The sequence below is a fragment of the Kluyvera sp. genome, from assembly GCF_047971185.1.
Taxonomy (GTDB): Bacteria; Pseudomonadota; Gammaproteobacteria; order Enterobacterales; family Enterobacteriaceae; genus Kluyvera.
Genome location: NZ_JBKDZH010000049.1, coordinates 1 through 23,014, shown reverse-complemented (window position 1 = coordinate 23,014; position 23,014 = coordinate 1). Strand labels below are relative to the sequence as shown.

32 protein-coding genes are annotated in these 23,014 nt (G+C 54.4%); 27 read left to right on the top strand and 5 right to left on the bottom strand.

All coding sequences use genetic code 11. The features are described from left to right. Positions 1-26: 26 nt before the first annotated feature. Both yedD and fliE read right to left on the bottom strand, forming a co-directional pair. The gene (gene yedD, locus ACK5JN_RS13825; RefSeq protein ID WP_416870713.1) at positions 27-440 is read right to left on the bottom strand and encodes a lipoprotein YedD; all 414 of its coding nucleotides are present in this window, start codon (positions 438-440) and stop codon (positions 27-29) included. A gap of 166 nt (positions 441-606) precedes the next feature. Next, entirely contained in the window at positions 607-918 is a 312-nt protein-coding gene (gene fliE / locus ACK5JN_RS13820; protein ID WP_416870712.1) for a flagellar hook-basal body complex protein FliE, read from the bottom strand. Positions 919-1,134: 216 nt separating this feature from the next. On the opposite strand from fliE, the gene fliF reads away from it, so the two are divergent. From fliF to rcsA, 14 genes are all read left to right on the top strand, one after another. Beyond that, positions 1,135-2,811 carry a flagellar basal-body MS-ring/collar protein FliF gene (gene fliF, locus ACK5JN_RS13815; protein ID WP_416870711.1) on the top strand — a complete coding sequence of 559 codons (1,677 nt, stop codon included), beginning with the start codon at positions 1,135-1,137 and terminating at the stop codon, positions 2,809-2,811. Continuing rightward, complete coding sequence (gene fliG / locus ACK5JN_RS13810; RefSeq protein ID WP_416870710.1) at positions 2,804-3,799, top strand: flagellar motor switch protein FliG; 996 nt, start codon at positions 2,804-2,806, stop codon at positions 3,797-3,799. Before fliF ends, fliG begins: the two co-directional genes overlap by 8 nt. After that, positions 3,792-4,490, top strand: a complete 699-nt coding sequence (gene fliH / locus ACK5JN_RS13805) for a flagellar assembly protein FliH (RefSeq protein WP_416870709.1) — start codon at positions 3,792-3,794, stop codon at positions 4,488-4,490. The genes fliG and fliH overlap by 8 nt, the downstream gene beginning before the upstream one ends. Continuing rightward, positions 4,490-5,860: a flagellar protein export ATPase FliI gene (gene fliI / locus ACK5JN_RS13800; RefSeq protein WP_416870708.1), complete on the top strand. Its 1,371-nt coding sequence runs from the start codon at positions 4,490-4,492 to the stop codon at positions 5,858-5,860. The genes fliH and fliI overlap by 1 nt, the downstream gene beginning before the upstream one ends. A 21-nt stretch (positions 5,861-5,881) precedes the next feature. Next, on the top strand, positions 5,882-6,325 hold the full coding sequence (gene fliJ / locus ACK5JN_RS13795) for a flagellar export protein FliJ (RefSeq protein WP_064544537.1): 444 nt from the start codon (positions 5,882-5,884) through the stop codon (positions 6,323-6,325). Further along, positions 6,322-7,521, top strand: a complete 1,200-nt coding sequence (locus tag ACK5JN_RS13790; RefSeq protein WP_416870707.1) for a flagellar hook-length control protein FliK — start codon at positions 6,322-6,324, stop codon at positions 7,519-7,521. Before fliJ ends, ACK5JN_RS13790 begins: the two co-directional genes overlap by 4 nt. 104 nt (positions 7,522-7,625) lie before the next feature. Next, complete coding sequence (gene fliL, locus ACK5JN_RS13785; protein WP_416870706.1) at positions 7,626-8,093, top strand: flagellar basal body-associated protein FliL; 468 nt, start codon at positions 7,626-7,628, stop codon at positions 8,091-8,093. A 4-nt stretch (positions 8,094-8,097) separates the two neighbouring features. Further along, positions 8,098-9,102 (top strand): flagellar motor switch protein FliM, encoded by a 1,005-nt coding sequence (gene fliM, locus ACK5JN_RS13780; RefSeq protein ID WP_416870705.1) that lies wholly within the window; start codon positions 8,098-8,100, stop codon positions 9,100-9,102. Beyond that, positions 9,099-9,512, top strand: a complete 414-nt coding sequence (fliN, locus tag ACK5JN_RS13775; RefSeq protein WP_064544530.1) for a flagellar motor switch protein FliN — start codon at positions 9,099-9,101, stop codon at positions 9,510-9,512. Before fliM ends, fliN begins: the two co-directional genes overlap by 4 nt. A 28-nt stretch (positions 9,513-9,540) precedes the next feature. Continuing rightward, positions 9,541-9,951 (top strand): flagellar biosynthetic protein FliO, encoded by a 411-nt coding sequence (gene fliO / locus ACK5JN_RS13770; protein WP_416870777.1) that lies wholly within the window; start codon positions 9,541-9,543, stop codon positions 9,949-9,951. Beyond that, a complete protein-coding gene (gene fliP, locus ACK5JN_RS13765) occupies positions 9,951-10,688 on the top strand; it encodes a flagellar type III secretion system pore protein FliP (protein ID WP_416870704.1) in 738 nt (245 codons plus the stop codon). Before fliO ends, fliP begins: the two co-directional genes overlap by 1 nt. Positions 10,689-10,697: 9 nt before the next feature. Continuing rightward, positions 10,698-10,967: a flagellar biosynthesis protein FliQ gene (fliQ, locus tag ACK5JN_RS13760; protein WP_416870703.1), complete on the top strand. Its 270-nt coding sequence runs from the start codon at positions 10,698-10,700 to the stop codon at positions 10,965-10,967. 5 nt (positions 10,968-10,972) lie between these two features. Beyond that, on the top strand, positions 10,973-11,767 hold the full coding sequence (gene fliR / locus ACK5JN_RS13755; protein ID WP_416870702.1) for a flagellar biosynthetic protein FliR: 795 nt from the start codon (positions 10,973-10,975) through the stop codon (positions 11,765-11,767). Between the two features lie 280 nt (positions 11,768-12,047). Next, the gene (gene rcsA / locus ACK5JN_RS13750; RefSeq protein WP_416870701.1) at positions 12,048-12,671 is read left to right on the top strand and encodes a transcriptional regulator RcsA; all 624 of its coding nucleotides are present in this window, start codon (positions 12,048-12,050) and stop codon (positions 12,669-12,671) included. Positions 12,672-12,723: 52 nt separating this feature from the next. On the opposite strand, the gene dsrB is transcribed toward rcsA, so the two are convergent. Further along, complete coding sequence (gene dsrB / locus ACK5JN_RS13745; protein ID WP_416870700.1) at positions 12,724-12,912, bottom strand: protein DsrB; 189 nt, start codon at positions 12,910-12,912, stop codon at positions 12,724-12,726. Positions 12,913-13,084: 172 nt separating this feature from the next. Between dsrB and ACK5JN_RS13740 the strand changes: the two genes are divergently transcribed. Next, on the top strand, positions 13,085-13,291 hold the full coding sequence (locus ACK5JN_RS13740; protein WP_416870699.1) for a YodD family protein: 207 nt from the start codon (positions 13,085-13,087) through the stop codon (positions 13,289-13,291). Between the two features lie 768 nt (positions 13,292-14,059). Here the strand turns inward: ACK5JN_RS13740 and ACK5JN_RS13735 are convergent. After that, positions 14,060-14,689 carry a hypothetical protein gene (locus tag ACK5JN_RS13735; protein WP_416870698.1) on the bottom strand — a complete coding sequence of 210 codons (630 nt, stop codon included), beginning with the start codon at positions 14,687-14,689 and terminating at the stop codon, positions 14,060-14,062. A 180-nt stretch (positions 14,690-14,869) separates the two neighbouring features. On the opposite strand from ACK5JN_RS13735, the gene ACK5JN_RS13730 reads away from it, so the two are divergent. The 11 genes from ACK5JN_RS13730 (at position 14,870) to ACK5JN_RS13680 (ending at position 21,885) form a co-directional block, all read left to right on the top strand. Beyond that, on the top strand, positions 14,870-15,094 hold the full coding sequence (locus ACK5JN_RS13730; RefSeq protein ID WP_271440439.1) for a helix-turn-helix domain-containing protein: 225 nt from the start codon (positions 14,870-14,872) through the stop codon (positions 15,092-15,094). Between the two features lie 4 nt (positions 15,095-15,098). Then, entirely contained in the window at positions 15,099-17,081 is a 1,983-nt protein-coding gene (locus ACK5JN_RS13725) for a transposase domain-containing protein (RefSeq protein ID WP_416870697.1), read from the top strand. Positions 17,082-17,159: 78 nt separating this feature from the next. Further along, positions 17,160-18,098 (top strand): AAA family ATPase, encoded by a 939-nt coding sequence (locus ACK5JN_RS13720; RefSeq protein WP_271458447.1) that lies wholly within the window; start codon positions 17,160-17,162, stop codon positions 18,096-18,098. 485 nt (positions 18,099-18,583) lie between these two features. Beyond that, complete coding sequence (locus tag ACK5JN_RS13715; protein WP_416870696.1) at positions 18,584-19,108, top strand: host-nuclease inhibitor Gam family protein; 525 nt, start codon at positions 18,584-18,586, stop codon at positions 19,106-19,108. An 83-nt stretch (positions 19,109-19,191) separates the two neighbouring features. Continuing rightward, positions 19,192-19,467: a hypothetical protein gene (locus ACK5JN_RS13710; protein WP_416870695.1), complete on the top strand. Its 276-nt coding sequence runs from the start codon at positions 19,192-19,194 to the stop codon at positions 19,465-19,467. Continuing rightward, a complete protein-coding gene (locus ACK5JN_RS13705) occupies positions 19,460-19,942 on the top strand; it encodes a hypothetical protein (protein ID WP_416870694.1) in 483 nt (160 codons plus the stop codon). The genes ACK5JN_RS13710 and ACK5JN_RS13705 overlap by 8 nt, the downstream gene beginning before the upstream one ends. Beyond that, positions 19,939-20,382 carry a hypothetical protein gene (locus ACK5JN_RS13700; protein WP_416870693.1) on the top strand — a complete coding sequence of 148 codons (444 nt, stop codon included), beginning with the start codon at positions 19,939-19,941 and terminating at the stop codon, positions 20,380-20,382. The genes ACK5JN_RS13705 and ACK5JN_RS13700 overlap by 4 nt, the downstream gene beginning before the upstream one ends. Next, complete coding sequence (locus tag ACK5JN_RS13695) at positions 20,382-20,621, top strand: hypothetical protein (protein ID WP_416870692.1); 240 nt, start codon at positions 20,382-20,384, stop codon at positions 20,619-20,621. Before ACK5JN_RS13700 ends, ACK5JN_RS13695 begins: the two co-directional genes overlap by 1 nt. Next, positions 20,618-21,070: a hypothetical protein gene (locus ACK5JN_RS13690; protein WP_416870691.1), complete on the top strand. Its 453-nt coding sequence runs from the start codon at positions 20,618-20,620 to the stop codon at positions 21,068-21,070. Before ACK5JN_RS13695 ends, ACK5JN_RS13690 begins: the two co-directional genes overlap by 4 nt. Next, positions 21,060-21,569: a gp16 family protein gene (locus ACK5JN_RS13685; protein WP_416870690.1), complete on the top strand. Its 510-nt coding sequence runs from the start codon at positions 21,060-21,062 to the stop codon at positions 21,567-21,569. The genes ACK5JN_RS13690 and ACK5JN_RS13685 overlap by 11 nt, the downstream gene beginning before the upstream one ends. A 100-nt stretch (positions 21,570-21,669) precedes the next feature. Further along, positions 21,670-21,885, top strand: a complete 216-nt coding sequence (locus ACK5JN_RS13680; RefSeq protein WP_416870689.1) for a hypothetical protein — start codon at positions 21,670-21,672, stop codon at positions 21,883-21,885. On the opposite strand, the gene ACK5JN_RS13675 is transcribed toward ACK5JN_RS13680, so the two are convergent. Further along, positions 21,868-22,290 carry a DUF2513 domain-containing protein gene (locus ACK5JN_RS13675; RefSeq protein WP_416870688.1) on the bottom strand — a complete coding sequence of 141 codons (423 nt, stop codon included), beginning with the start codon at positions 22,288-22,290 and terminating at the stop codon, positions 21,868-21,870. The genes ACK5JN_RS13680 and ACK5JN_RS13675 overlap by 18 nt on opposite strands. A 131-nt stretch (positions 22,291-22,421) precedes the next feature. On the opposite strand from ACK5JN_RS13675, the gene ACK5JN_RS13670 reads away from it, so the two are divergent. Then, entirely contained in the window at positions 22,422-22,781 is a 360-nt protein-coding gene (locus ACK5JN_RS13670; protein WP_416870687.1) for a hypothetical protein, read from the top strand. The last annotated feature ends 233 nt before the right edge of the window (positions 22,782-23,014 follow it).

The window sequence follows — 23,014 nt, the reverse complement described above, 5'->3', positions numbered from 1 at the left end:
ACGTCTGATGCCGGAGCGACAAACTTTTACGGCAGCACCGACGACAGCGGCGCTTTGATCAATGCGTTAGCGCATTCCGTCGTGGGGCGCTCAACCCGCTGCAGCGTCATACCGTCATACTTCAGCGTATTGCCTTCCCGCTCCACCGGATAAACATCCAGCTTATTGGTGACGTTTAACACGTCGCTATCGCGCAGGGTCAGTTTACCCGGCTGCGCAATCACCCGCTGCCACTGGCGGCAGTCCAGCGTGTCGCCGTCGCGGGTCACAACCAGGCTGGCCATCGCCTCCGGGCTGACCAGCGCGCGCTGCGGCCCCATGGTCTGCCAGTATCCCGCCAGCCCCGCCGGCGCAGGTGATTTGACCACGGTTGAGTAGTTGTCAATCTGCGCGCAGCCCGCCAGCGCAATCAGCGCCGCCACAATGGCTAATTTTTTCATTATTCATCCTGTTCCGGGAGAAAAAAACAGGAACATTATAGCGTTAAATTTGCGGGGGTTTCACGGAAAAGACTCAGGAATAGACGTGGTAGGAACGCGCTGAAGGGGGGAAAGACGAATGATGGAACTCTCTCAACATCAAACCCCATTGAGAGAGTAACGAAACCTAAACCTGCATGCCCATCACTTCCTGATAGGCGCTTACCAGCTTATTCCGCACCTGAATCCCCATTTGCAGCGAAACGGACGCTTTTTGCAGATCGGTCATAACATCGTTCAGGGCAATGCCCGGCTCGCCCAATGAAAACTTCTCTGCCTGCGTTCTGGCGCTGTTTTGCGTGTCGCTAATGCGGTCTAGCGCCGCGTGCAGCTGGCCGGCAAAGCTGATAGTTGGCTGCGTATCCACGCTTTGACTGCGCGCCATCGACGCCGTTGCCTGCATCTGTGACAGCACGCCCTCAATACCCTGAATCGCCATGTTAACTCCCGGATTGTTTTTAACCTGTGAACGAGCTTAACAGTTTGTCAATAAGATAAAGGCGCTAATTAACGCTATAAAAACGGGTTATTTGGCCCATCGAATTTCCCGAAGCATCAAATAATGGCATCGCTGTCTTTATGTGTTTTGCGCCAGGGAGTCTGCTTTGTTTTCGTTTACGTTTAACGCCATTGATCAGGATCGACGAGGTGCGCAATGAGCGCGAGTGCTACGGCTACGCCGCAAAATAAAACGGTAGAGTGGGTCAACCGCCTGCGCGCTAATCCAAAAATTCCGCTGATGGTGGCCAGTGCCGCCGCGGTGGCGATTCTCGTGGCGATGGTGCTGTGGGCGAAGTCCCCGGACTATCGCACGCTGTTCAGTAACCTGTCCGATCAGGACGGCGGGGCCATCGTCACCCAGTTGACCCAGATGAACGTCCCCTATCGTTTCGCCGATAACGGCGGCGCGCTGGAAGTACCCGCCGACAAAGTGCATGAGCTGCGCCTGCGTCTGGCCCAGCTAGGGCTGCCGAAAGGTGGCGCGGTCGGTTTTGAGCTACTCGATCAGGAAAAATTCGGCATCAGCCAGTTCAGCGAGCAGGTGAACTACCAGCGCGCGCTGGAAGGCGAACTGTCGCGGACGATTGAAACCCTCGGCCCGGTGAAAAGCGCCCGCGTGCATTTAGCGATGCCGAAACCGTCGCTGTTCGTGCGCGAGCAGAAATCACCGTCCGCCTCCATCACCGTCAACCTCGAACCGGGCCGTGCGCTCGATGAAGGGCAAATCTCCGCGGTCGTTCACCTGGTCTCCAGCGCCGTCGCCGGCCTGCCGCCGGGCAACGTCACGCTGGTCGATCAGGGCGGCCATCTGCTGACCCAGTCCAACACCAGCGCCCGCGACCTGAACGACGCGCAGCTGAAGTACACCGCCGACGTGGAAGGCCGTATCCAGCGCCGCATTGAAGCGATCCTCGGGCCGATTGTCGGCAACGGCAACGTCCACGCTCAGGTCACCGCGCAGGTTAACTTCGATAATAAAGAGCAAACCGACGAACAGTACCGCCCGAACGGCGACCCTAACCAGGCCGCCATTCGCTCGCGTCAGGTGAGCGAAAATGACCAGGTCGGCAGCCCGTATCCGGGCGGCGTACCGGGGGCACTGTCTAATACCCCGCCCCCTGCCCCGTCGGCACCGATCGCCAACCCGCCGGCAAACCAGGCCAACGCGCAGAACGCTAACGCCCGTACCACCACCACCAACGCGAGCGGTCCGCGCAACACCCAGCGCAGCGAAACCAGCAACTTTGAGCTCGATCGCACCATTTCGCACACCAAAAAGAACGTGGGCGACGTCCAGCGCCTGTCGGTGGCGGTGGTGGTCAACTATCGCAATCTGCCGGACGGCAAACCGCTGCCGCTGACCAGCGATCAGATGAAGCAGATTGAAGATTTAACCCGCGAGGCGATGGGCTTCTCCGGGCAGCGCGGCGACACCCTGAACGTGGTCAACTCGCCGTTTAACAGCACCGATGACAGCAGCGGCGAGCTGCCGTTCTGGAAGCAACAGTCGTTTATCGATCAGCTGATGTCCGCCGGTCGCTGGCTGCTGGTGCTGATCGTTGCCTGGCTGCTGTGGCGTAAAGCCATCAAACCGCAGCTCGCCCGCCGTGAACAGGTGGCGCAGGCCGCGGTGGAAAAAGCGAAAGCGCAGCAGGAAATTCAGGAAGCAGTTGAGGTTCGCCTCAGCAAAGATGAACAGACCCAGCAACGCCGCGCCAATCAGCGTCTGAGCGCCGAGGTCATGAGCCAGCGTATTCGCGAAATGTCTGACAACGATCCGCGCGTGGTAGCGCTGGTCATTCGCCAATGGATGAATAACGACCATGAGTAATCTTACCGGAATCGACAAAAGCGTCATTTTGCTGATGACGATTGGCGAAGACCGCGCGGCGGAGGTGTTCAAGCACCTCAACACGCGTGAAGTGCAGCAGCTCAGTACCGCCATGGCGGGCATCAAGCAGATCTCAAACAAACAGCTGACCGACGTGCTGGCCGAGTTTGAGCAAGAAGCGGAGCAGTTCGCGGCGCTGAGCGTCAACGCCAATGAGTATCTGCGTTCGGTGCTGGTCAAGGCGCTGGGCGAAGAGCGCGCCTCCAGCCTGCTGGAGGATATTCTCGAAACCCGCGAAACCACCAGCGGGATCGAAACGCTCAACTTTATGGAGCCGCAGAGCGCCGCCGATATTATCCGCGACGAGCACCCGCAGATCATCGCCACCATCCTGGTCCACCTCAAGCGTGGCCAGGCGGCGGATATTCTGGCGCTGTTCGACGAGCGTCTGCGTCACGACGTGATGCTGCGTATTGCCACCTTCGGCGGCGTGCAGCCGGCGGCGCTGGCGGAGCTGACCGAAGTGTTGAACGGCCTGCTCGACGGCCAGAACCTCAAGCGCAGCAAAATGGGCGGCGTGAGAACGGCGGCCGAAATTATCAACCTGATGAAAACGCAGCAGGAAGAAGCGGTTATTACCGCGGTACGCGAATTCGACGGCGAGCTGGCGCAGAAAATTCTCGACGAGATGTTCCTGTTCGAACACCTGGTCGAGGTCGACGATCGCAGCATCCAGCGCCTGCTGCAGGAAGTGGATTCCGAATCGCTGCTTATCGCGCTCAAAGGTTCCGAGCCGCCGCTACGCGAGAAGTTCCTGCGCAATATGTCGCAGCGTGCCGCCGATATCCTGCGCGACGATCTCGCCAACCGTGGCCCGGTACGTCTGTCGCAGGTCGAGAACGAACAGAAAGCGATTCTGCTTATCGTGCGTCGCCTGGCCGAAACCGGCGAGATGGTGATTGGCAGCGGAGACGATACCTATGTCTGATACCACGCCGTGGAAGGTCTGGCAGCCTGACGATCTGTCACCGCCGATGGAGGTGGAGTTTACCCCGCTCACCCTCGACGAGCCGGACGCCGAGCAGGAGGAAATTTCCGCCGAGCAGCTGCAACAGCAGCAGCTGGCCCAGCTACAAATTCAGGCCCATGAACAGGGCTATCAGGCCGGGCTGCGGGAAGGCCACGCCGCCGGTCAGCAGCAGGGCTATCAGGAAGGGCTGGCGCAGGGGCTGGAACAAGGTCTGGCGCAGGCCAAACAGGATCAGGCGCCGATTCATGCCCGCATGCAGCAGCTGGCGAGCGAATTTCAGCACACTCTCGATGCCCTGGACAGCGTCATCGCCTCGCGGTTGATGCAGATGGCGCTGGAAGCGGCGCGGCAGATCGTCGGCCAGGTCCCTGCCGTCGACAACACGGCGCTGATTAAACAGATTCAGGCGCTGCTGCAGCAGGAACCGCTGTTCAGCGGCAAGCCGCAGCTGCGGGTGAGCCCGGAGGATTTACCGCGCGTCGAAGAGATGCTGGGCGCCACCCTGAATCTGCACGGCTGGCGGCTGCGCGGCGACCCGACGCTGCATCCCGGCGGCTGTAAAGTTTCCGCCGATGAAGGCGATCTCGACGCCAGCGTCGCGACGCGCTGGCAGGAACTGTGCCGCCTGGCGGCACCGGGGGCCTGCTGATGACCGTGCGCCTGAGCCGCTGGCTGAATACGCTCGACAACGTTGAAGCGCGCATCGCTCAGCTGCCCGCCGTGCGCCGCTACGGGCGCCTCACCCGCGCTACCGGGCTGGTGCTGGAAGCCACCGGGCTGCAGCTGCCGCTCGGCGCGACCTGCATTATCGAACGCCAACAGGGCGCTGAGGTGCAGGAGGTCGAGGCCGAAGTAGTGGGTTTCAACGGTCATCGTCTGTTTTTGATGCCGCTTGAAGAGGTGGAAGGCATTTTACCCGGCGCACGGGTTTACGCCCGCAACACCGTCGGCGATGGCCTGCAAAGCGGGAAACAGTTGCCGCTCGGCCCGGCGCTGCTTGGCCGCGTGCTCGACGGCAGCGGTAAGCCGCTCGACGGCCTGCCCGCGCCGGATACCACCGAAACCGGCGCGCTGATCACCGCGCCCTTCAACCCGCTCCAGCGCACGCCGATTGAGCACGTGCTGGATACCGGCGTGCGGCCGATTAACGCCCTGCTAACCGTCGGACGCGGCCAGCGTATGGGGCTGTTTGCCGGTTCCGGCGTCGGCAAAAGCGTGCTGCTCGGCATGATGGCGCGCTATACCCGCGCCGACGTGATTGTCGTCGGGCTGATCGGCGAACGTGGCCGCGAGGTCAAAGACTTTATCGAGAATATTCTCGGCACCGAAGGCCGCGCGCGATCGGTGGTGATTGCCGCGCCCGCCGACGTCTCTCCCCTGCTGCGTATGCAGGGGGCCGCCTACGCCACCCGGGTGGCGGAAGATTTCCGCGATCGCGGCCAGCACGTCCTGTTAATTATGGATTCGCTGACCCGCTACGCCATGGCGCAGCGCGAGATCGCGCTGGCCATCGGTGAACCGCCGGCCACCAAAGGCTACCCGCCTTCGGTCTTCGCCAAGCTGCCCGCGCTGGTTGAACGCGCCGGGAACGGCATCACCGGCGGCGGTTCGATCACCGCGTTTTATACCGTACTCACCGAAGGTGACGATCAGCAGGACCCGATCGCCGACTCGGCCCGCGCCATTCTCGACGGCCACATCGTGCTGTCGCGACGGCTGGCCGAAGCCGGTCACTACCCGGCGATTGATATCGAGGCCTCCATCAGCCGCGCGATGACCGCGCTGATTAGCGAGCAGCACTACGCGCGGGTGCGCAATTTCAAACAGCTGCTCTCCAGTTTCCAGCGTAACCGCGACCTGATTAGCGTCGGTGCGTACGCCAAAGGTAGCGATCCGATGCTGGACAAAGCCATTACGCTCTGGCCGCATCTGGAAGCATTTTTGCAGCAAGGCATTCTTGAAAAGGCAGATTGGGAATCATCAATCCAGGCGCTGGAATTGATTTTCCCCACGTCATAGTGAAGCAAGAGGATCACCAATATGGCGCAGCACGGTGCATTAGCAACGCTTAAAGAACTGGCAGAAACCGATGTCGATAACGCCGCCCTGGTGCTGGGCGAAATGCGACGCGGCTGCCAGCAGGCGGAAGAACAGCTCAAAATGTTGATGGACTATCAGCTTGAATACCAGAACAGCCTGAATAACGACATGACCCAGGGGATCGCCAGCCTGCGCTGGCAAAACTACCAGCAGTTCATTCAGACGCTGGAAAAAGCCATTGACCAGCATCGTCAGCAGCTTATCCAGTGGAACAACAAAGTGGAACAGGCGCTGAACTTCTGGCGCGAGAAAAAGCAGCGTTTGCAGGCATGGCAAACGCTTCAGGACCGGCAGGCCTCTGCGGAGCTGCTGGCGGAAAACCGTCTGGATCAGAAGAAGATGGATGAATTTGCCCAACGTGCGACCATGAGGAAACCAGAATGATCACTCTGCCTAACCTGGCTATCAGCGATGCAAATCTCGCCGGGGCCGACACCGCAGCCAAAACCGCAGGCGGCGCCGAGGATTTTCTGGCTCTGCTGGCGGGCGCATTAACCCAAACCGGCGAGACGGCTGGCACAGGGAAAACCGTGCAGCTGTCCGCCGACGACGCGGCGACACTGCGCGATGTCAAAGCCAAAGGTCAATCCATCACCGAGTGGCTGGTGCAGCAGGAAGCCGCGCGCACCACCGCGCAAACCGATGTAGCGACCGACATCGCCGCTGAGAGCGATGCGCAATCGTTGCTCAGCTCGCTGGCGGCGCACCTCAAAAGCGAGCTGTCGTCGGGTAAAGAGAAGGCCAGCGCCAAAGAGAGCGACGCCGATGACGGCAAACTAAGCGATGACGAGCTGAACAGCCTGAACGCGCTGATGGCAATGCTGCCCACGCCGCCACAGGCCCCGCAGACCACGGTAAGCGCCTCCGCGGCGACCACCGGCGACACGCTGGACGCGTTAAGCGCGCCCCTGAAGCGTCACGGGGCGAAGGCCGATGGCTTGATTGATGTGAAAAGCGCTCCGGCCTCCCAGCCACAAACCGATGCCCGCGCGCTGTCGGCCGATGCCGCCTTCGTGATCCCGGCGCAGAAAGCCGAAGCGGAGAGTACATCAACCTCAACCGCGCCGACGGCTACGCTATCGCCGGTTGCCGCCCAGAGCAGCAGTTCACTGGCCGCGCCGGCCGCCGCCAGCGCCAGCGTTCATGCGCAGCTTGGCACGCCGGACTGGCAGCAGAACGTCAGCCAGCACATCACTCTGTTCACCCGTCAGGGCCAGCAGACCGCCGAGCTGCGCCTGCACCCCGAATCGCTAGGCCAGGTGCACATTACGCTGAAAGTGGAAGATAACCTTGCGCAGATCCAGATGGCTTCGCCGCACAGCCACGTGCGCGCGGCGCTGGAAGCCGCGCTGCCGGTGCTGCGCAGCCAGCTTGAAGACAGCGGCATTCAGCTGGGGCAGAGCAACATCAGCAGCGACGGCTTTGCCGGCCAGCAGCAGCAATCTTCCTCCCAGCAGTCTTTTGCCTCACGCGCTGACGCCAACGCCAGCGATGGACACGACGACGGCGATATGCTGGCCGTCCCTGCTGCCCTGCACGCCGCCTCCCGCGGCGATAACGCGGTAGACATCTTCGCTTAAACGCCAGAGGTAACATGATTATTCCCGTCTTTTCCACGCTTTGACCGGCGCGGGAGGCGGGATAATCATTGGATAAGCAGTAGTAAAAAGGAAGACCGCATCAGATGACTGACACCGCTATCAATAAAAAGAGCAAACGCTCGCTCTGGATCCCACTTTTGGTGCTGGTAACGCTCGCCGCCTGCGCCACCGCAGGCTACAGCTACTGGCGTACAGAGCATCAGAACGCCCCGGCCGCCGCGAAAGAAGCGCCGCCGCCGGCCGCACCGGTCTTTTTCCCGCTGGATACCTTTACCGTTAACCTCGGCGATGCCGATCGCGTGCTGTACGTCGGCGTCACGCTGCGTATGAAATCTGAAGCCGACCGCGCCCGTCTGAACGACTATCTGCCGGAAGTGCGCAGCCGTATGTTACTGCTGCTGTCGCGTCAGGACGCCACGAAGCTGGCGACCGATGACGGTAAAAAGCAGCTCGCCAGCGATATTAAAGAGACGCTGAGCGCGCCGTTGATTGCCGGCCAGCCGAAACAGGACATCACCGATGTTCTGTACACAGCCTTTATTCTGCGGTAGAGCCATGGGCGACAGTATTCTTTCTCAGGCCGAAATCGACGCGCTGTTAAACGGCGACAGCGACAGTGCGAGCGAACCGCTGGCGGGCGCGAAGGGCGAAGACGACATTCGCCCCTACGACCCCAATACCCAGCGCCGCGTAGTCCGTGAACGGCTGCAGGCGCTGGAGATTATCAACGAGCGTTTCGCCCGCCACTTCCGTATGGGGCTGTTCAACCTGCTGCGCCGCAGCCCGGACATTACCGTGGGGGCCATTCGCATTCAGCCGTACCACGAGTTTGCCCGCAACCTGCCGGTGCCGACTAACCTCAACCTGATTCACCTGAAGCCGCTGCGCGGTACCGGGCTGGTCGTGTTTTCGCCAAGCCTGGTGTTTATCGCGGTGGACAACCTGTTCGGCGGCGATGGCCGTTTCCCGACCAAGGTGGAAGGCCGCGAATTCACCCACACCGAGCAGCGAGTGATTAACCGCATGCTCAAGCTGGCGCTGGAAGGCTATAGCGATGCCTGGAAAGCGATTAACCCGCTGGAGGTGGAGTACGTCCGTTCAGAGATGCAGGTGAAGTTCACCAACATCACCACCTCGCCGAACGATATTGTGGTTAACACCCCGTTCCACGTGGAAATTGGCAACCTGACCGGCGAATTTAACATCTGCCTGCCGTTCAGCATGATTGAGCCGCTGCGCGAGCTGCTGGTGAACCCGCCGCTGGAAAACTCCCGCCACGAGGACCAGAACTGGCGCGAAAACCTGGTACGCCAGGTGCAGCATTCCGAGCTGGTACTGGTGGCGAACTTCGCCGATATCTCGCTGCGACTGTCACAAATACTCAAACTTAAACCCGGTGACGTTCTGCCGATAGACAAGCCCGATCGCATTATTGCCCACGTCGACGGCGTACCGGTATTAACCAGCCAGTACGGCACCGTTAACGGGCAGTATGCGCTGCGTGTAGAACATTTGATCAACCCGATTTTGAATTCGCTGAACGAGGAACAGCCCAAATGAGTGATATGAATACTCCACCCGATGACAACAGCGGATCCGTGGACGATCTGTGGGCTGAAGCGCTGAACGAGCAAAAATCCACCTCCGGCAAAAGCGCCGCCGATGCGGTTTTCCAGCAGCTGGGCGGCGGTGACGTCAGTGGGACGTTGCAGGATATCGATCTGATTATGGATATTCCGGTCAAGCTGACCGTGGAGCTGGGCCGCACGCGGATGACCATCAAGGAGCTGCTGCGCCTGACGCAGGGTTCGGTGGTGGCGCTGGACGGTCTGGCGGGCGAACCGCTGGATATTCTGATCAACGGTTACCTGATTGCGCAAGGTGAAGTGGTGGTGGTCGCCGATAAATACGGCGTGCGCATTACCGACATCATCACGCCGTCTGAACGTATGCGCCGTCTGAGCCGCTGATATGAGCGCCACCCACTCCGCGCCCGTTATGACGCCGTCGCACGCAGCGTCGGCCAGCCACACCGCCACGCCGGTCACGGTGGCGCACGCCAATGAACCGATGACCTCGCCGCTGATTCAGGTGAGCGGCGCGCTGCTTGGTATTATCGTGCTGATTCTGGCCGCCGCCTGGGTGGTCAAACGCGTGCTGCCCGGCACGGTTCAGGGCCGGTCCAGCAGCGCGCTGAAGGTCAGCGCCAGCGCGTCGTTGGGGGCGCGCGAGCGGGTGGTGATTGTCAACGTCGAGGATGCCCGACTGGTGCTCGGCGTTACCGCCCAGCAGGTCACGCTGCTGCATACGCTGCCGCCCGCGCCGCAGGATAGCCAGCCGCCGCAGGCCGCCACGCCGGAATTTGCTTCACTGATGAAAAACATGCTTAAGCGTCCCGGGAGATCCTGATGCGCCGTATTTATTCCCTTGCGCTGAGCGGGCTGTTCTTGCTTTCACCCTCTGCTTTTGCCCAGCTTCCGGGCTTGATCAGCCAGCCGCTGGCCAACGGCGGACAGAGCTGGTCGCTGCCGGTACAGACGCTGGTGTTTATCACCTCGCTCACCTTTATCCCGGCAATTCTGCTGATGATGACCAGCTTTACCCGCATCATCATCGTTTTCGGCCTGCTGCGTAACGCGCTGGGCACGCCGTCCGCGCCGCCGAATCAGGTGCTGCTGGGGCTGGCGCTGTTCCTCACCTTTTTCATCATGTCGCCGGTGATCGATAAAATTTATACCGACGCCTATCAGCCGTTTAGCGAAGACAAAATCACCATGCAGGAGGCGCTGGACAAAGGCGCGCAGCCGCTGCGTGAATTTATGCTGCGCCAGACGCGCGAAGCCGACCTGGCGCTGTTCGCCCGCCTCGCCAACAGCGCGCCGATTCAGGGCCCGGAAGCGGTGCCGATGCGCATTCTGTTGCCCGCCTACGTCACCAGCGAGCTGAAAACCGCGTTCCAGATTGGTTTCACCATTTTCATTCCGTTCCTGATTATCGACCTGGTGATCGCCAGCGTGTTGATGGCGCTCGGGATGATGATGGTGCCGCCCGCCACCATTGCCCTGCCCTTCAAGCTGATGCTGTTTGTGCTGGTCGACGGTTGGCAGCTGCTGGTCGGTTCGCTGGCGCAAAGTTTTTACAGTTAAGGAGCACCGATGACCCCTGAATCCGTCATGATGATCGGCACCGAGGCGATGAAGGTGGCGCTGGCGCTGGCCGCCCCGCTGCTGCTGGTGTCGCTGGTTACCGGTCTGATCATCAGTATTCTGCAGGCAGCAACGCAGATTAACGAAATGACCCTGTCGTTTATTCCCAAAATCATCGCCGTTTTTATCGCGATTATTGTCGCCGGGCCGTGGATGCTGAATCTGCTGCTCGATTACGTGCGCACGTTGTTTAACAACCTGCCCTATATCATCGGTTAAGCGCCATGCTGCACGTCACCAGCGACCAGTGGGTTTCCTGGCTCGGCCTCTACTTCTGGCCGCTGCTGCGCGTGCTGGCGCTGATTACCACCGCGCCGATCCTCAGCGAACGCTCCGTTCCTAAACGGGTGAAGGTGGGCCTGGGGATCGTCATCACCGTGGTGATTGCCCCCTCGCTGCCGCCGGTGGAAGTGAGCATCTTCTCCGCAGGCGCCTTATGGCTGGCGCTGCAACAGATTCTGATCGGCATCGCGCTGGGCTTTACCATGCAGTTTGCCTTTGCCGCCGTGCGGACCTGCGGCGAAATTATCGGCCTGCAAATGGGGCTGTCGTTCGCCACCTTTGTCGACCCGGGCAGCAACCTCAACATGCCGGTACTGGCGCGCATTCTGGATATGCTGGCGATGCTGCTGTTCCTGGTGTTCAACGGCCACCTGTGGCTGATTTCGCTGCTGGTGGACACCTTCCACACCCTGCCGATTGGCGGTGAGCCGATTAACAGCAACGCGTTTCTGGCGCTGACCCGCGCGGGCGGGATGATTTTCCTCAACGGGTTGATGCTCGCTCTGCCGATCATCACGCTGCTGCTGACGGTTAACCTCGCGCTCGGGATGCTGAACCGTATGACTCCGCAGCTGTCGGTGTTTGTTATCGGCTTTCCCATTACCCTGACCGTCGGCATTCTGCTGATGGCGGCATTAATGCCGCTGGTCGCCCCCTTCTGCGAACACTTATTTAGCGAAATTTTTGATCTATTAGCTGATATTATCAGTGAGTTACCACGTATAAATTCTCCATAGTACTTTCCTGGTTATTATAAGGAAATTCCTAAAGTAAAATCGCAAAAACATCTACCAGCATATCGCTGGCGCGGGTTATTTGTTTTTACGTCTTTCACATAACCTAACATTTACTTTACTTTGAGATGATTCCTGGCAAATTATACGTAACTTTACGGGATAGTTGATGCCGCCTGATCGTCTTCATTCTCAATTATTTTATTTTCATTAGGTTCATTGCGACGATGAAGTTCGAGGGGTAATGGGTTAATTATCGTTACGCATTGAGTGAGGGTATGCCATGTCAACGATTATTATGGATCTATGCAGTTATACGCGGCTAGGGTTAACCGGATACCTGGCCAGTCGTGGAGTAAAAAAAAGAGATATTGACAATGTTGAGAGCGTAGAAGGACTTACTGAACTTTGTGCGTCTCGCCGTCCATCTGTCGTGTTCATTAATGAGGACTGCTTCATCCATGACGTGCAGAGTAGCCTGCATATCAAGCAGATCATTAATCAACATCCCAGGACTTTATTCATTGTTTTTATGGCAATTGCCAATATTCATTTTGACGAATACCTGATGGTGCGGAGTAATCTGCTAATAAGCTCCAAATCGATAAAACCGGAAACCCTGGACAGCATTCTGGGGAATTATCTGAAAAAAGAAAAATCTGACGTAAAGCAAACTAATATGTCTACTCTGTCATTGAGCAGGACAGAATCAAGCATGTTAAAAATGTGGATGTCAGGACAAGGCACGATTCAGATTTCAGATCAGATGAATATTAAAGCCAAAACCGTATCGTCACATAAGGGTAATATTAAGAAGAAAATTAAAACGCATAACAAACAGGTTATCTATCATGTTGTGCGCCTGGCAGAAAACGTCACCTCCGGCATTTTCGTCAATATGCGCTAGGGCATCCACAGCAGGGAAACTGGCGGTAGGGTTACCGCCAGATGATTGATGGCTATTCGCTTTTCTCAACAAAAATCCCATCAGGGTGGCCCGCTTCGTTGAAGAACCAGATGCCCAGCGGATAATCTTCCAGCGCCACCAGATACATCGTCCCTTCATTGAACTGTTCAATGGCCAGTACCACGCCGGAGCGACGCGGCCCCCCATCGGTCTTGACCGTCACACGATCGTTAACTTGCATAAACGCCTCTCCTGATTGGTTTTTCCCAGTGTAGAACAAAATAGGCGTGCTGACAGCGGCTCCGCGGACCAACCGGCGAAATATCCACCAATCGTAGAAATTGAACAAAAAATGAGCAACATTATGCGCTGAATGTATACTTATACAGGGAGCGGTAAAAAGGGTATCTGTGATGAAATCAGCGATCGACCCTCGCGGGGTCAACGTCGATGCGCTGCTGGCGGCCATCAACGAAATCAGCGAAAGCGAAATTCACCGTTCGTCGAGCGACCCTCACCACGTGAGCGTCGACGGTCGTGAATACCATACCTGGCGTGAGCTGGCGGAAGCCTTCGAGCTGGACGTCCATGACTTCAGCGTGACTGAGGTGACGCGCTAGAGGCAAAAAAATCCCGACACGTCTGCGTCGGGATCAACCTTGCCGAAGCAAGAAGCATTGAAATATTCGTTACATCAGGAAACCTGACGTGGATGAAACATTATCGTTGTTTATGTTGAATGACAAGAATTATTCACCTAATAAATATGTATGACTTCGTAGTCATGCTTCCTGACTTGTTTTGATAACATCGAGTTAAATCAAGCAGATGGCAATTTACGCTGTCGCCTGCCACCCCTCTTTTTTTTGAGATTTATCTGATCATCAAGCTTATCCATAAGCTAAATTTATGATTTTATCTTTTGTCTACGTCGCGGGGTCTTCAGCGCATACCCGGTTACGCCCCCCCTGCTTGGCCTGATACAGACGACCATCGGCAATCGACTGGATGTAAGGTGACAGTTATGTAGTGAACATCGGAACGAATCCGGGAACAGGTGAAAGAAAGCGGGATCTGGTGGGACAAAGTCAGGCGAATTAAGGCTTGGCGGCAATATGCTTGTTTGTGTGCTGCGACGGATTGTTCATTGTCAAAATTAGATCACCGCCGAGCGCTTGCATACTTATGACACATAAAACTGTAACGCTAATACACAGTATTTAATGGCTTCATACAGCGTTTAAATATCATTAATTGTGTAACTTGCTTGGTACCATTTGGAAGCTTTTTGTAATCGTTAGGTACTGCCTTGATCGTGGGGTAGCACGGTTTGATTAGAGTCAACTCACAACGTCAATCAGGCCGGTTAAGTTGTTCATATGAATAATTTAGCCGGCCTTCTGGTTTTTACTGGACAGGTCAGCCTCGGCTACGCTGCTATCATCCTCAGGTGGCCCTTTTTTCAACTGCTCATGAAGTCGAATCAAGCGTTCTTTTTCAGATTCACTGAGGTTTGACCACGTCTTATCATTAGCTTCCAGCCCCTTCAGATTTTGAAGAACACCTCTAGCGCCAATCCTGAAAAATAAATGCACGAGTTCATAACGCTCTTCAGCATCCAGCGAGTCAAAAATCAAAGACCATGCGGATGAGATCGCTCCATCAATAGATGTAGCGGGCGTTGCTGTAAAGGCCAGGCTAACGCCTTCATAACCTTCTTCAATAAGGCGATTTTGAAGGTTTTCAACGCTAGACCCCTTGTGCACCTCCTCTACGAAAATTATACCTTCGGCAAGCCATTCAACCGGTACGTTTTCAATCTTGGCAATTCTTAATGCCACATTGAGTGGCGGCTCAGTTCCTCTTGTAAGGTAGTTGTTTAATGTGGAAAACGGTAACCCCCACTCTTCGGCTGCTGCACGAACAGTTCTAGAGCCAATGAGCACCCTCAATCTCTCTGAAATGCTTTCTTTTTCAAGGGACTCCAAAGAAAGTTTTTTGTTTTTATGTTCTTGCATTGCTATTCCCATTAACTAATTGATTTTGAATTTGAAGCTCACACAGGCACATCAAAAACTCAAAGAAACAAACTATGTTGTGTTTTTTTCTTTACTTGTGCTCAATGTGGATCAATACTTATCCCAACGGATAACCCGTGCGGATTATCCGCATGGATAACTTTTTAGGGTAATCGAAAGATGCAAAGAAATGAAGGACAGCGTGACTGGCATCGCATTGACATTGTTGCCGCGCTTCATAAGTGTGGTTTCACAATGCGTTACCTTTCCGTCAGTGCCGGACTGAAACCCGATACGCTGAAAAATGCACTGGCAAGATCATATCCAAAAGGGGAGCGCATCATCGCTGATGCGCTCAATACAGAACCTGCATCAATCTGGCCAAGCCGTTACAACAAGGATTAGTGAAATGTTTGTGACTGTTAATGAATTAGTGGGAGTGCCTGGACTACCAACCACTCTGCAGGGGCTGAGATATAGCCTGAAAAAAATAACTGATAATGCCCCACAACTTGTTCGCAAACGTGCTGGTACTAAAGCGTTTGAATACCACATTTCTGCTTTACCACCTGAAGCACGTGCAGAGGTACTCTCCGCTAAAGGCATGGTGGAAACATCTTCTGGCGTTATCTCTCTGCCTGAACGCACTAAGGGTAATGCTGACTCTGCACATAACTTCGAGCGCCAGCAGCTCTGGAAGCATTGGGAAGGTGCGACCAACGAACAGCGCCAGCGTGCTGAGCAGCGTACTACTGCTGTTTCTCTTGTCGCGGAGCTGGTCGATTCAGGTCTGTCTTTGCGCCTGGCTCTGAGAACAGCGGCCATGAAACTGCATATGAGCGAAGGCTCTTTGCGTAACCTGTATTACCGCGTACAGAACCGCAGCCGTGACGTCTGGGCACCCGTTCTGCTTGACCGCCGTCTGCGTGAGAAGTGCAAAACCAACCGCGAAGCGCCAATCAGCGAAGATGCCTGGCAGTTCTTCCTTGGCGATTATCTGCGCCCGGAAGAGCCATGCTTCACAAAGTCCTATGAACTTCTTCAGGTCGCTGCCCGTGAGTACGGCTGGGAAATCCCATCTGAACGCACGCTGCGCCGCCGTGTTGAACGCGAAATTGATGCACGAGTCATTGTCGCCACCCGCAAAGGTGATAACGCACTGGCGCGTATGTTTCCGAGCCAGCAGCGCACTGTCGCGCAGCTGCATGCGATGGAATGGATAAACGGCGATGGTTACCAGCACAACGTATTCGTGCAGTGGTACAACGGTGAAGTGATCCGCCCAAAAACGTGGGTCTGGCAGGACGTTCATAGCCGCAAAATTATTGGCTGGCGTACTGACGTTTCTGAAAACAGCGACAGCATTCGCCTGTCCCTGATGGATGCCATTTCAGAATTCGGCAAGCCTGAACATGTCACCATCGATAACACCCGCGCAGCGGCTAACAAATGGCTGTCAGGTGGTGTTCCTAACCGCTATCGCTTCAAAGTTAAGCCGGATGATCCGATGGGTATTCTGCCGATGCTCGGTATTCAGGTGCACTGGACAAGCGTGATTGGCGGTAAAGGCTGGGGCCAGGCAAAACCGATTGAACGTGCATTTGGTATCGGTGGTCTGGGGGATTATATCGATAAACATCCTTCTCTGGCCGGGGCATATACTGGCCCGAACCCCCAGAATAAACCGGACAATTACGGTGACCGGGTTGTTGATGTTGAGACATTCCTTTCCGCTGTCAACGAGGGGATCGCCCTATATAACGCGCGTGTCGGCCGTGAAACTGAGATGTGTCAGGGTGAGCTGTCATTTGACCAGGCATTTGAGCGCAGTTACAGCAATGCGGTTGTCACGCGCCTCAGTGAAGAACAGATCCGCCAGCTGATGCTGCCAGCGGAAGCCGTAACGGTGAAAACCACGGGTGAATTCTTCCTGCAATGTGGCGGCACTCTTTATGGCCGCAAAAACAGCTACTGGAATCCGCTTCTGGCCAATATTCGCCAGCGCAAAATTACAGTGCGTTTCGACCCTCGCAACCTTCACAGCGAAGTGGCGTGCTACGACCTTGATGGCCGCTTCCTCTGTATGGCGGAATGCCGCTCAGCTGTTGCGTTCGGCGATACCGAAACAGGTCGCGAACATAGCCGCCAGCGTAAGCAGATGATGACCCATACCAAACGCGCAGCCAAGGCTCAACGCCGCATGACGGCAATCGAGGTTAACGATCTGCTACCAAAAGTTGCACCGCCAGAACCACCGCAGCGGCATGTTGTTGAACGTGTCTTTGCCCAGGGTAATGCACTGAAAAAAGTTCAGGAAGTCCAGGATCATCAGAACGAGAACGATGTGATTTTCCAGACGCTGATGAAAAGTGTCAGCAAGTCGAAGAAATAAAAAAGCGACGTTTGAGCCGCCGCTTTTGAGAAGTGTTTAAAACCGTATTAACAATGAAAAAATACAGGATTAAAAACGATGACGCAAATTAACCATGATGTAATCCGTAATACCGTAAAAGGTCTGATTGATGACAAAACCATTTCTGGTGCTGCGCTGTCGCGTGAAACCGGGGTGTCTTCGTCTGCCCTTTCTCAGTTTATTAACGGTAAATATAAGGGCGACAATGATGCCGTGGCGGCATCAATCAGCACCTGGCTTGAGTCCCGTAAAACTGCCCAGAGTGCGCTGCCGGAAATCCCTGACTATGTTGTGACGCCGACCTCTGAAAAAATCACGGCCGCACTGACCTACGCCCAGTTGACCCATACCATCGCGCTCGTTTACGGGAATCCTGGTGTGGGCAAGTCGGAAGCGCTGAAGCAATACACCCGTACAGGCAACAACGTCTGGCGTCTTACTGCGAGCAAGTCCCGCACGAACGAGCTGGAAACTATGTATGAGCTGGCGCTGGAGATGGGGATTTCAGATGCGCCTTATCAGCGCGGCGCGTTATCCCGTCTGCTGCGTCGCCGGCTGCGCGACACCAATGCCTTGGTCATCATTGATGAAGCGGACTGGCTGAACTATGACGCCATCGAAGAGCTGCGCATCCTCCAGGAAGAATGCGGCATCGGGCTGGCATTTATCGGCAACCATAAAGTCTATGACCGCCTGACCGGTGGTAGTCGCACCGTCGATTTTGCGCGTTTGTTCTCTCGCGTGGCGAAGAAAATTGTCATCAACAACGTGCTGGCCGCCGATGTTGATGCTTTCTGCGACGCATGGAAGGTTGAAGGCCGCGACGAACGCAAGCTGTTACGCGCGATTGCAAAGCGCCCAGGCGCTCTGCGCTCTCTCTCCCATATTCTGCCGCTGGCCCATATCTATGCCAGTGGTAAAAGCGAGCCGGTTAACTCTGGCCACATTCATTCAGCAATGCTTGAACTGGGGCATGCTGAAATCGTGGAGGAATAATGCCGTGATTAGTGAACTGATCTCTTCTCATATTCAGCAAGCGATGGCAACAGAGGCGTTGTTGAACCAAAAAGGCTGTCTGGTTACGGAGTTTCGCCAGACCCGTTCACGTCCCGTTCTGGAGGTGTCATGTCCTCCGGCTGAACTGCTAAACAGTGCTGTGCGTATTGTTGAGCGTAACAATTCAGGTTCCCGCTCCGTGTGGGTAGCCAGTTTCAATGGTTGCCGGATTATCTGGAGATAATTTATGGATAAAAGCGATCGTATAACTCGCTATCTCAACTGGGTTCTCTATCTGGAAAAGGAGTTGGTCCCATTGACTACATACAAGTGCCCATGTTGTGTACTCGAAGTAAAAACAATGACAGCTGCATATGGGGAAAGCTGGAGTTCATTCACGTCCTGCCCATTTTGTGGCGGCGTTTATTACAAAATCGTAATGCATAACAGCGTTACTACTCAGATTATTTATCAGGAGAAAGATAATGGCATCAAAACCGAAACGCATTAAAGCCGCAGCGGCGAATTACGTATCTCAGTCTCGGGATGCGGTAATCACAGATATCCGTAAAATTGGTGACCTGCAGCGTGAAGCTACCCGGCTTGAATCGGCGATGAATGACGAAATCGCTGTTATTACCGAGAAATACGCAGGTCTTATCAAGCCGCTTAAAGCAGATGTCGAAACGCTTTCGAAAGGTGTTCAGGGCTGGTGTGAAGCCAATCGTGATGACCTGACCAGCAATGGCAAAGTCAAAACCGCCAATCTGGTGACTGGCGATATTCAGTGGCGTATCCGCCCACCGTCAGTCTCCGTTCGTGGGCCTGATGCGGTGATGGAAACACTGACTCGCCTGGGGTTGTCGCGTTTTATCCGAACTAAGCAGGAGATCAACAAAGAGGCCATCCTCAACGAGCCATTGGCAGTAGCTGGTGTGGCTGGTATTACAGTCAAATCGGGAATAGAGGATTTCTCAATTATTCCGTTTGAGCAGACTGCCGATATTTAAAGCATATATTTAATTAACTCTGTTTTATTTCGGCGCTTGCGTCAGGGATTCGTTCGCGCCGAATTCAGCAAAAGGAATATTTTATGACCGAACAACAATTAATTTCGATGATTATCGACCTGAAATCCTGGCATCAAAATCGCGTTGATAAATGCCAGATGATTATTGACAACAGGGACGCTGATATCTGTTTGCAAATGGGTGAATTAGGCGATAACGAGGTGATTGAATTTGGGGCTGACACCAAAGAAGCCCGTTTCATCCGAATTGGTGTCCAACTGGCACTTCTTCAGTTCCAGTCTTTCCCGATCACCATGAAACCGGCGGATGACAACATGGAGGATGAAGACGATGAATAAGCCTCATATTTTCGATGCTGCCCTGGCTATGTGGGGATATGACCGTCAGGTGCTGGCAACAGCTGAAGAATGTAATGAGTTAGCCGCTGCGTGCACTCGTTTTGTTAATCATAAAGCGAATGGCAACCGTATCGCCGAAGAAGCTGCCGACGTTGAAATTATGATTGAGCAGCTTCGCCACAATGGAATGAGTGACATGATTGACCAGCATAAATCCCGAAAAATGGCCCGTCTGTCTCAGCGCGTGGGGGCAGAGTTACCTGATGCCGTATTGCCTGTTTTCCAGTCTGTATCCAGCTTGCTTGAAGAGGCCATTGAGCAACTTGATTTGGCTCAGGCTCTCTATCAGGACAAACAATCCAGTAAGCGCCTGGCTGCTGCAAGAACTCGCCGCTGTATCGCCGTTCTGATGCATGCAGCACAAAGCATGATCCGCGAACAGCAACAGGCAGAACAGCGCCGGGGAGACAAATGATGATCGATGCAATCAAAGCCGTGCTGTCCGATAAGGGCGAAATGACCTGTCTGCAACTGGTCAGTGCGACGGGAACCAGTGCCCAGTTGCTTATCAAGGCGCTACGCAAAGCGGTGGCACGTTCCGAGCTGAAAGAGCGTAACGGTTATTACGACATTATCCGTAGCAAATCACCGGTGGCCGCTCGCCGCTCATTTGGATGGATTGAGGGTACTGAGATTCCCCGAAGTGTGATGTACCTGGCTTCCGGGCCACGGTCAGCTGAAACGGTGCTTGTTCTCGTTGAGCTTGATGACAAAAAGCAGATGCAGGGCTGGCCACAATTTGAAAGTGCATTAATCGACATTCGAATGGGGCATTTTCAGTGCGCCAGAACCGGGCAGATTATTACCCGAGATGTCCTTAGATACCTGCCTATTGATGTGCAAGGAGTTGCCTGATGGTAATCGTCATTGTTTGTTATATCGCTGGCGGCATATTGACCTTCATTCTCGTTGCTGCGCTGCGTGGAAGCGGAATTATGGATAAAGAGACTGATTCAATCAGCGCTCTGGTTGCGGCTGTAGCCTGGCCGTTCACTCTGATGGCGCTGATTGGGTGCATCACGCTCTGGTGGCTGTTTGATGTGCTGGAGCTGTTGTTTTTCGCTACCTCAACCTATTTCAGGAGTCGCAAATGACTACCACTATCACAAAGAAACAATGGCAAGGCATCCAAAATACACTTGGTGGTTTGTACAGCAGGGTTGAGTTTAAGTTGTCTTCAGGGGAAAAAATTGCAGTTTATAAGGCGATGGTCTCTGAGAATAAATTGGCGTTAATAGTCTGGATTGATGATACCCGCAGTGAAGCGTGGGGGTGGCCGTCACATAAAGAATTTCGCCCTGTAACAAAGGTTGTCTGGCGTCGTAAGACCTACAAACCAGGTGCGTCTATCATTCGCCGTGCATCAAAAACCAGAGACGGCAAGCGCTGGTTAAAACAGAAGGAAAATGCGCACCTCCATGAGGTAGTGGAGTACTGGGTATGTCATTTCAGCACCGCTGCATCGTTGGTTCGCCAGTTTAAGAAAATCGACGGGCTAGAGCTTGTTACACCACTGAGCGAGGTAATGGCTGATGCGTGCTAATACCATCAAACTGATCCACGTGGCGCGGCGTTCTCTGGGCCTTGACGATGAAACCTATCGCGTCTTTTTGGGCTCGGTTGTACCCGGTAAGAGAAGTTGCCGCGATATGAGCGCATCGCAGCTGCAGGCCGTTCTTGATGCACTGAAGGCGAGAGGATTTAAGCCTGTATCATCTAAACCTAAAGCATCATCAGGGATTGCCGGCAAAATTCGTGCGGTATGGTTCACCATGTACAATCAGGGGTTCGTCACCAGTAACGACACAACCGCGATTGATGCTTACGTTAAACGCATTACCCGCCAGCAGAACGGCGGCGAAGGAGTGGCAAAGCTGAACTGGCTGCGTGACGAGAAAGCCAGAACTGTTCTGGAAAGTCTGAAACGGTGGCATATGCGGTGCATGCTTGAGCGTTTACCTGACACCGGTATTAAACCAACTTACGACAGTGTATGTGAGCGTTACCAGAACATGTTGAGTATTTGCAAGGGGGCAAAATGAAACCAGAATCTAGCAACATTCGTGAGGTGTCGCACACTGAAGTTCATGCGGCCGAACTGATTGCAAGCGGTTGGCCAGAGGGGGTGGGGTAATTCACGATTTGTTAAAAAATACTGACCCTGTTTATCGTGTACCCGTCATTGCTGAGCTGGTTCGTGATTATAAATTTGAACTGATGTCAAAAATGAATCTGTACCGTGTTGTTTGTAATCTGGAAACAATCAAAACACAGGCTATGGCTGCTGGTGAATATGATGCTGCTGCAATTGCAGCAGCTCGATTGGCGGATCTATTACCTTCAGTCCCCCAGCCCTAATTTTTCTTTCAGCAATTTTTCGGCAAGCGCACTGCCGATCTTGCGCAGGAGGGCGACTGGAGCCTCCTGCGCTTCTTCTTTCAATTTTTCAAATACGGGGCGTTGATTTAATACAGCAGCAAAATCATGTCCCGCTTGTGTCAACCGTATTGGTTTGATTGCAAAATTCCATGAGATGCCTGTGCTTCTATGCGACGGATGTAGGCCTAATGATTCAAAGCCTGTCTCCAGTTTGAGACTACTGACGAACCCGTTCTCGGCCAGAAGTAGCAAGTGGGCAATCAATATGTTCTGTTCCTTCTCATCGATGTCAAACAGACCAAGTTCTTTAAGGGTGATGTAGGGTTCTGGAGATTCAATAAAACAATTTAGCAACTTCTTCATTTTATCAAGATCGAGTTTCATTCAACTATCTCACTGTTAGAAAATTATCCCGGCTCTTTGTGACCATGATGACGCCACGGGGAAACGTTATCAGTAAATGCTTTTCAAGCAAAACGGTGATAAATTTTAATCATTATTTTTAAGGGGGTTATATGAAGTATTTGTTAGCAATAGTCGTAATGGTAGTTAGTCTGGCCTCTTATGCGGCAGAGGAGTCGGGCAAGAAAGACCCTGCATCTGGCTTCTGGACATGTAACGGCATCAAGCTTCATATGGGCGTTGACCTGGTTTCCTGGCAGAATCTTGATGATGGTGATACCTATGTGCAGACAGAGCCGCCGTCACCAGAGAATGACAAAGAAATTTCTGTGCATGGAACTTCGTATACATTTGCTTCAATGCGTAACCCGGCAGTCATCAAGTTTTTTATAGTCGATAAATCGGGGAAAAAATTGTATCTCCATGACGATATAAAATTCTTCAAGCTTCACCCATGCAAACGTGACAGCTGATGTCATCAACAATCCCGCCAACGTGCGGGATTTTTTGTATACTGACTGTGCACTTACCTTGAGGAGGGTTTATGTCACAACAGTCGGAGCTTTTTGAACACGACCCGGCCATTCACCAGTTGCTTGACCATATCGACAATATCCCTGTCGGTGAGCTTGAGCACCAATGGCCACAAATGCTGGTTGCGCTTGTCGATGTGATGGAGGCAGAATTGAAGCGCCTCGGAATTGCT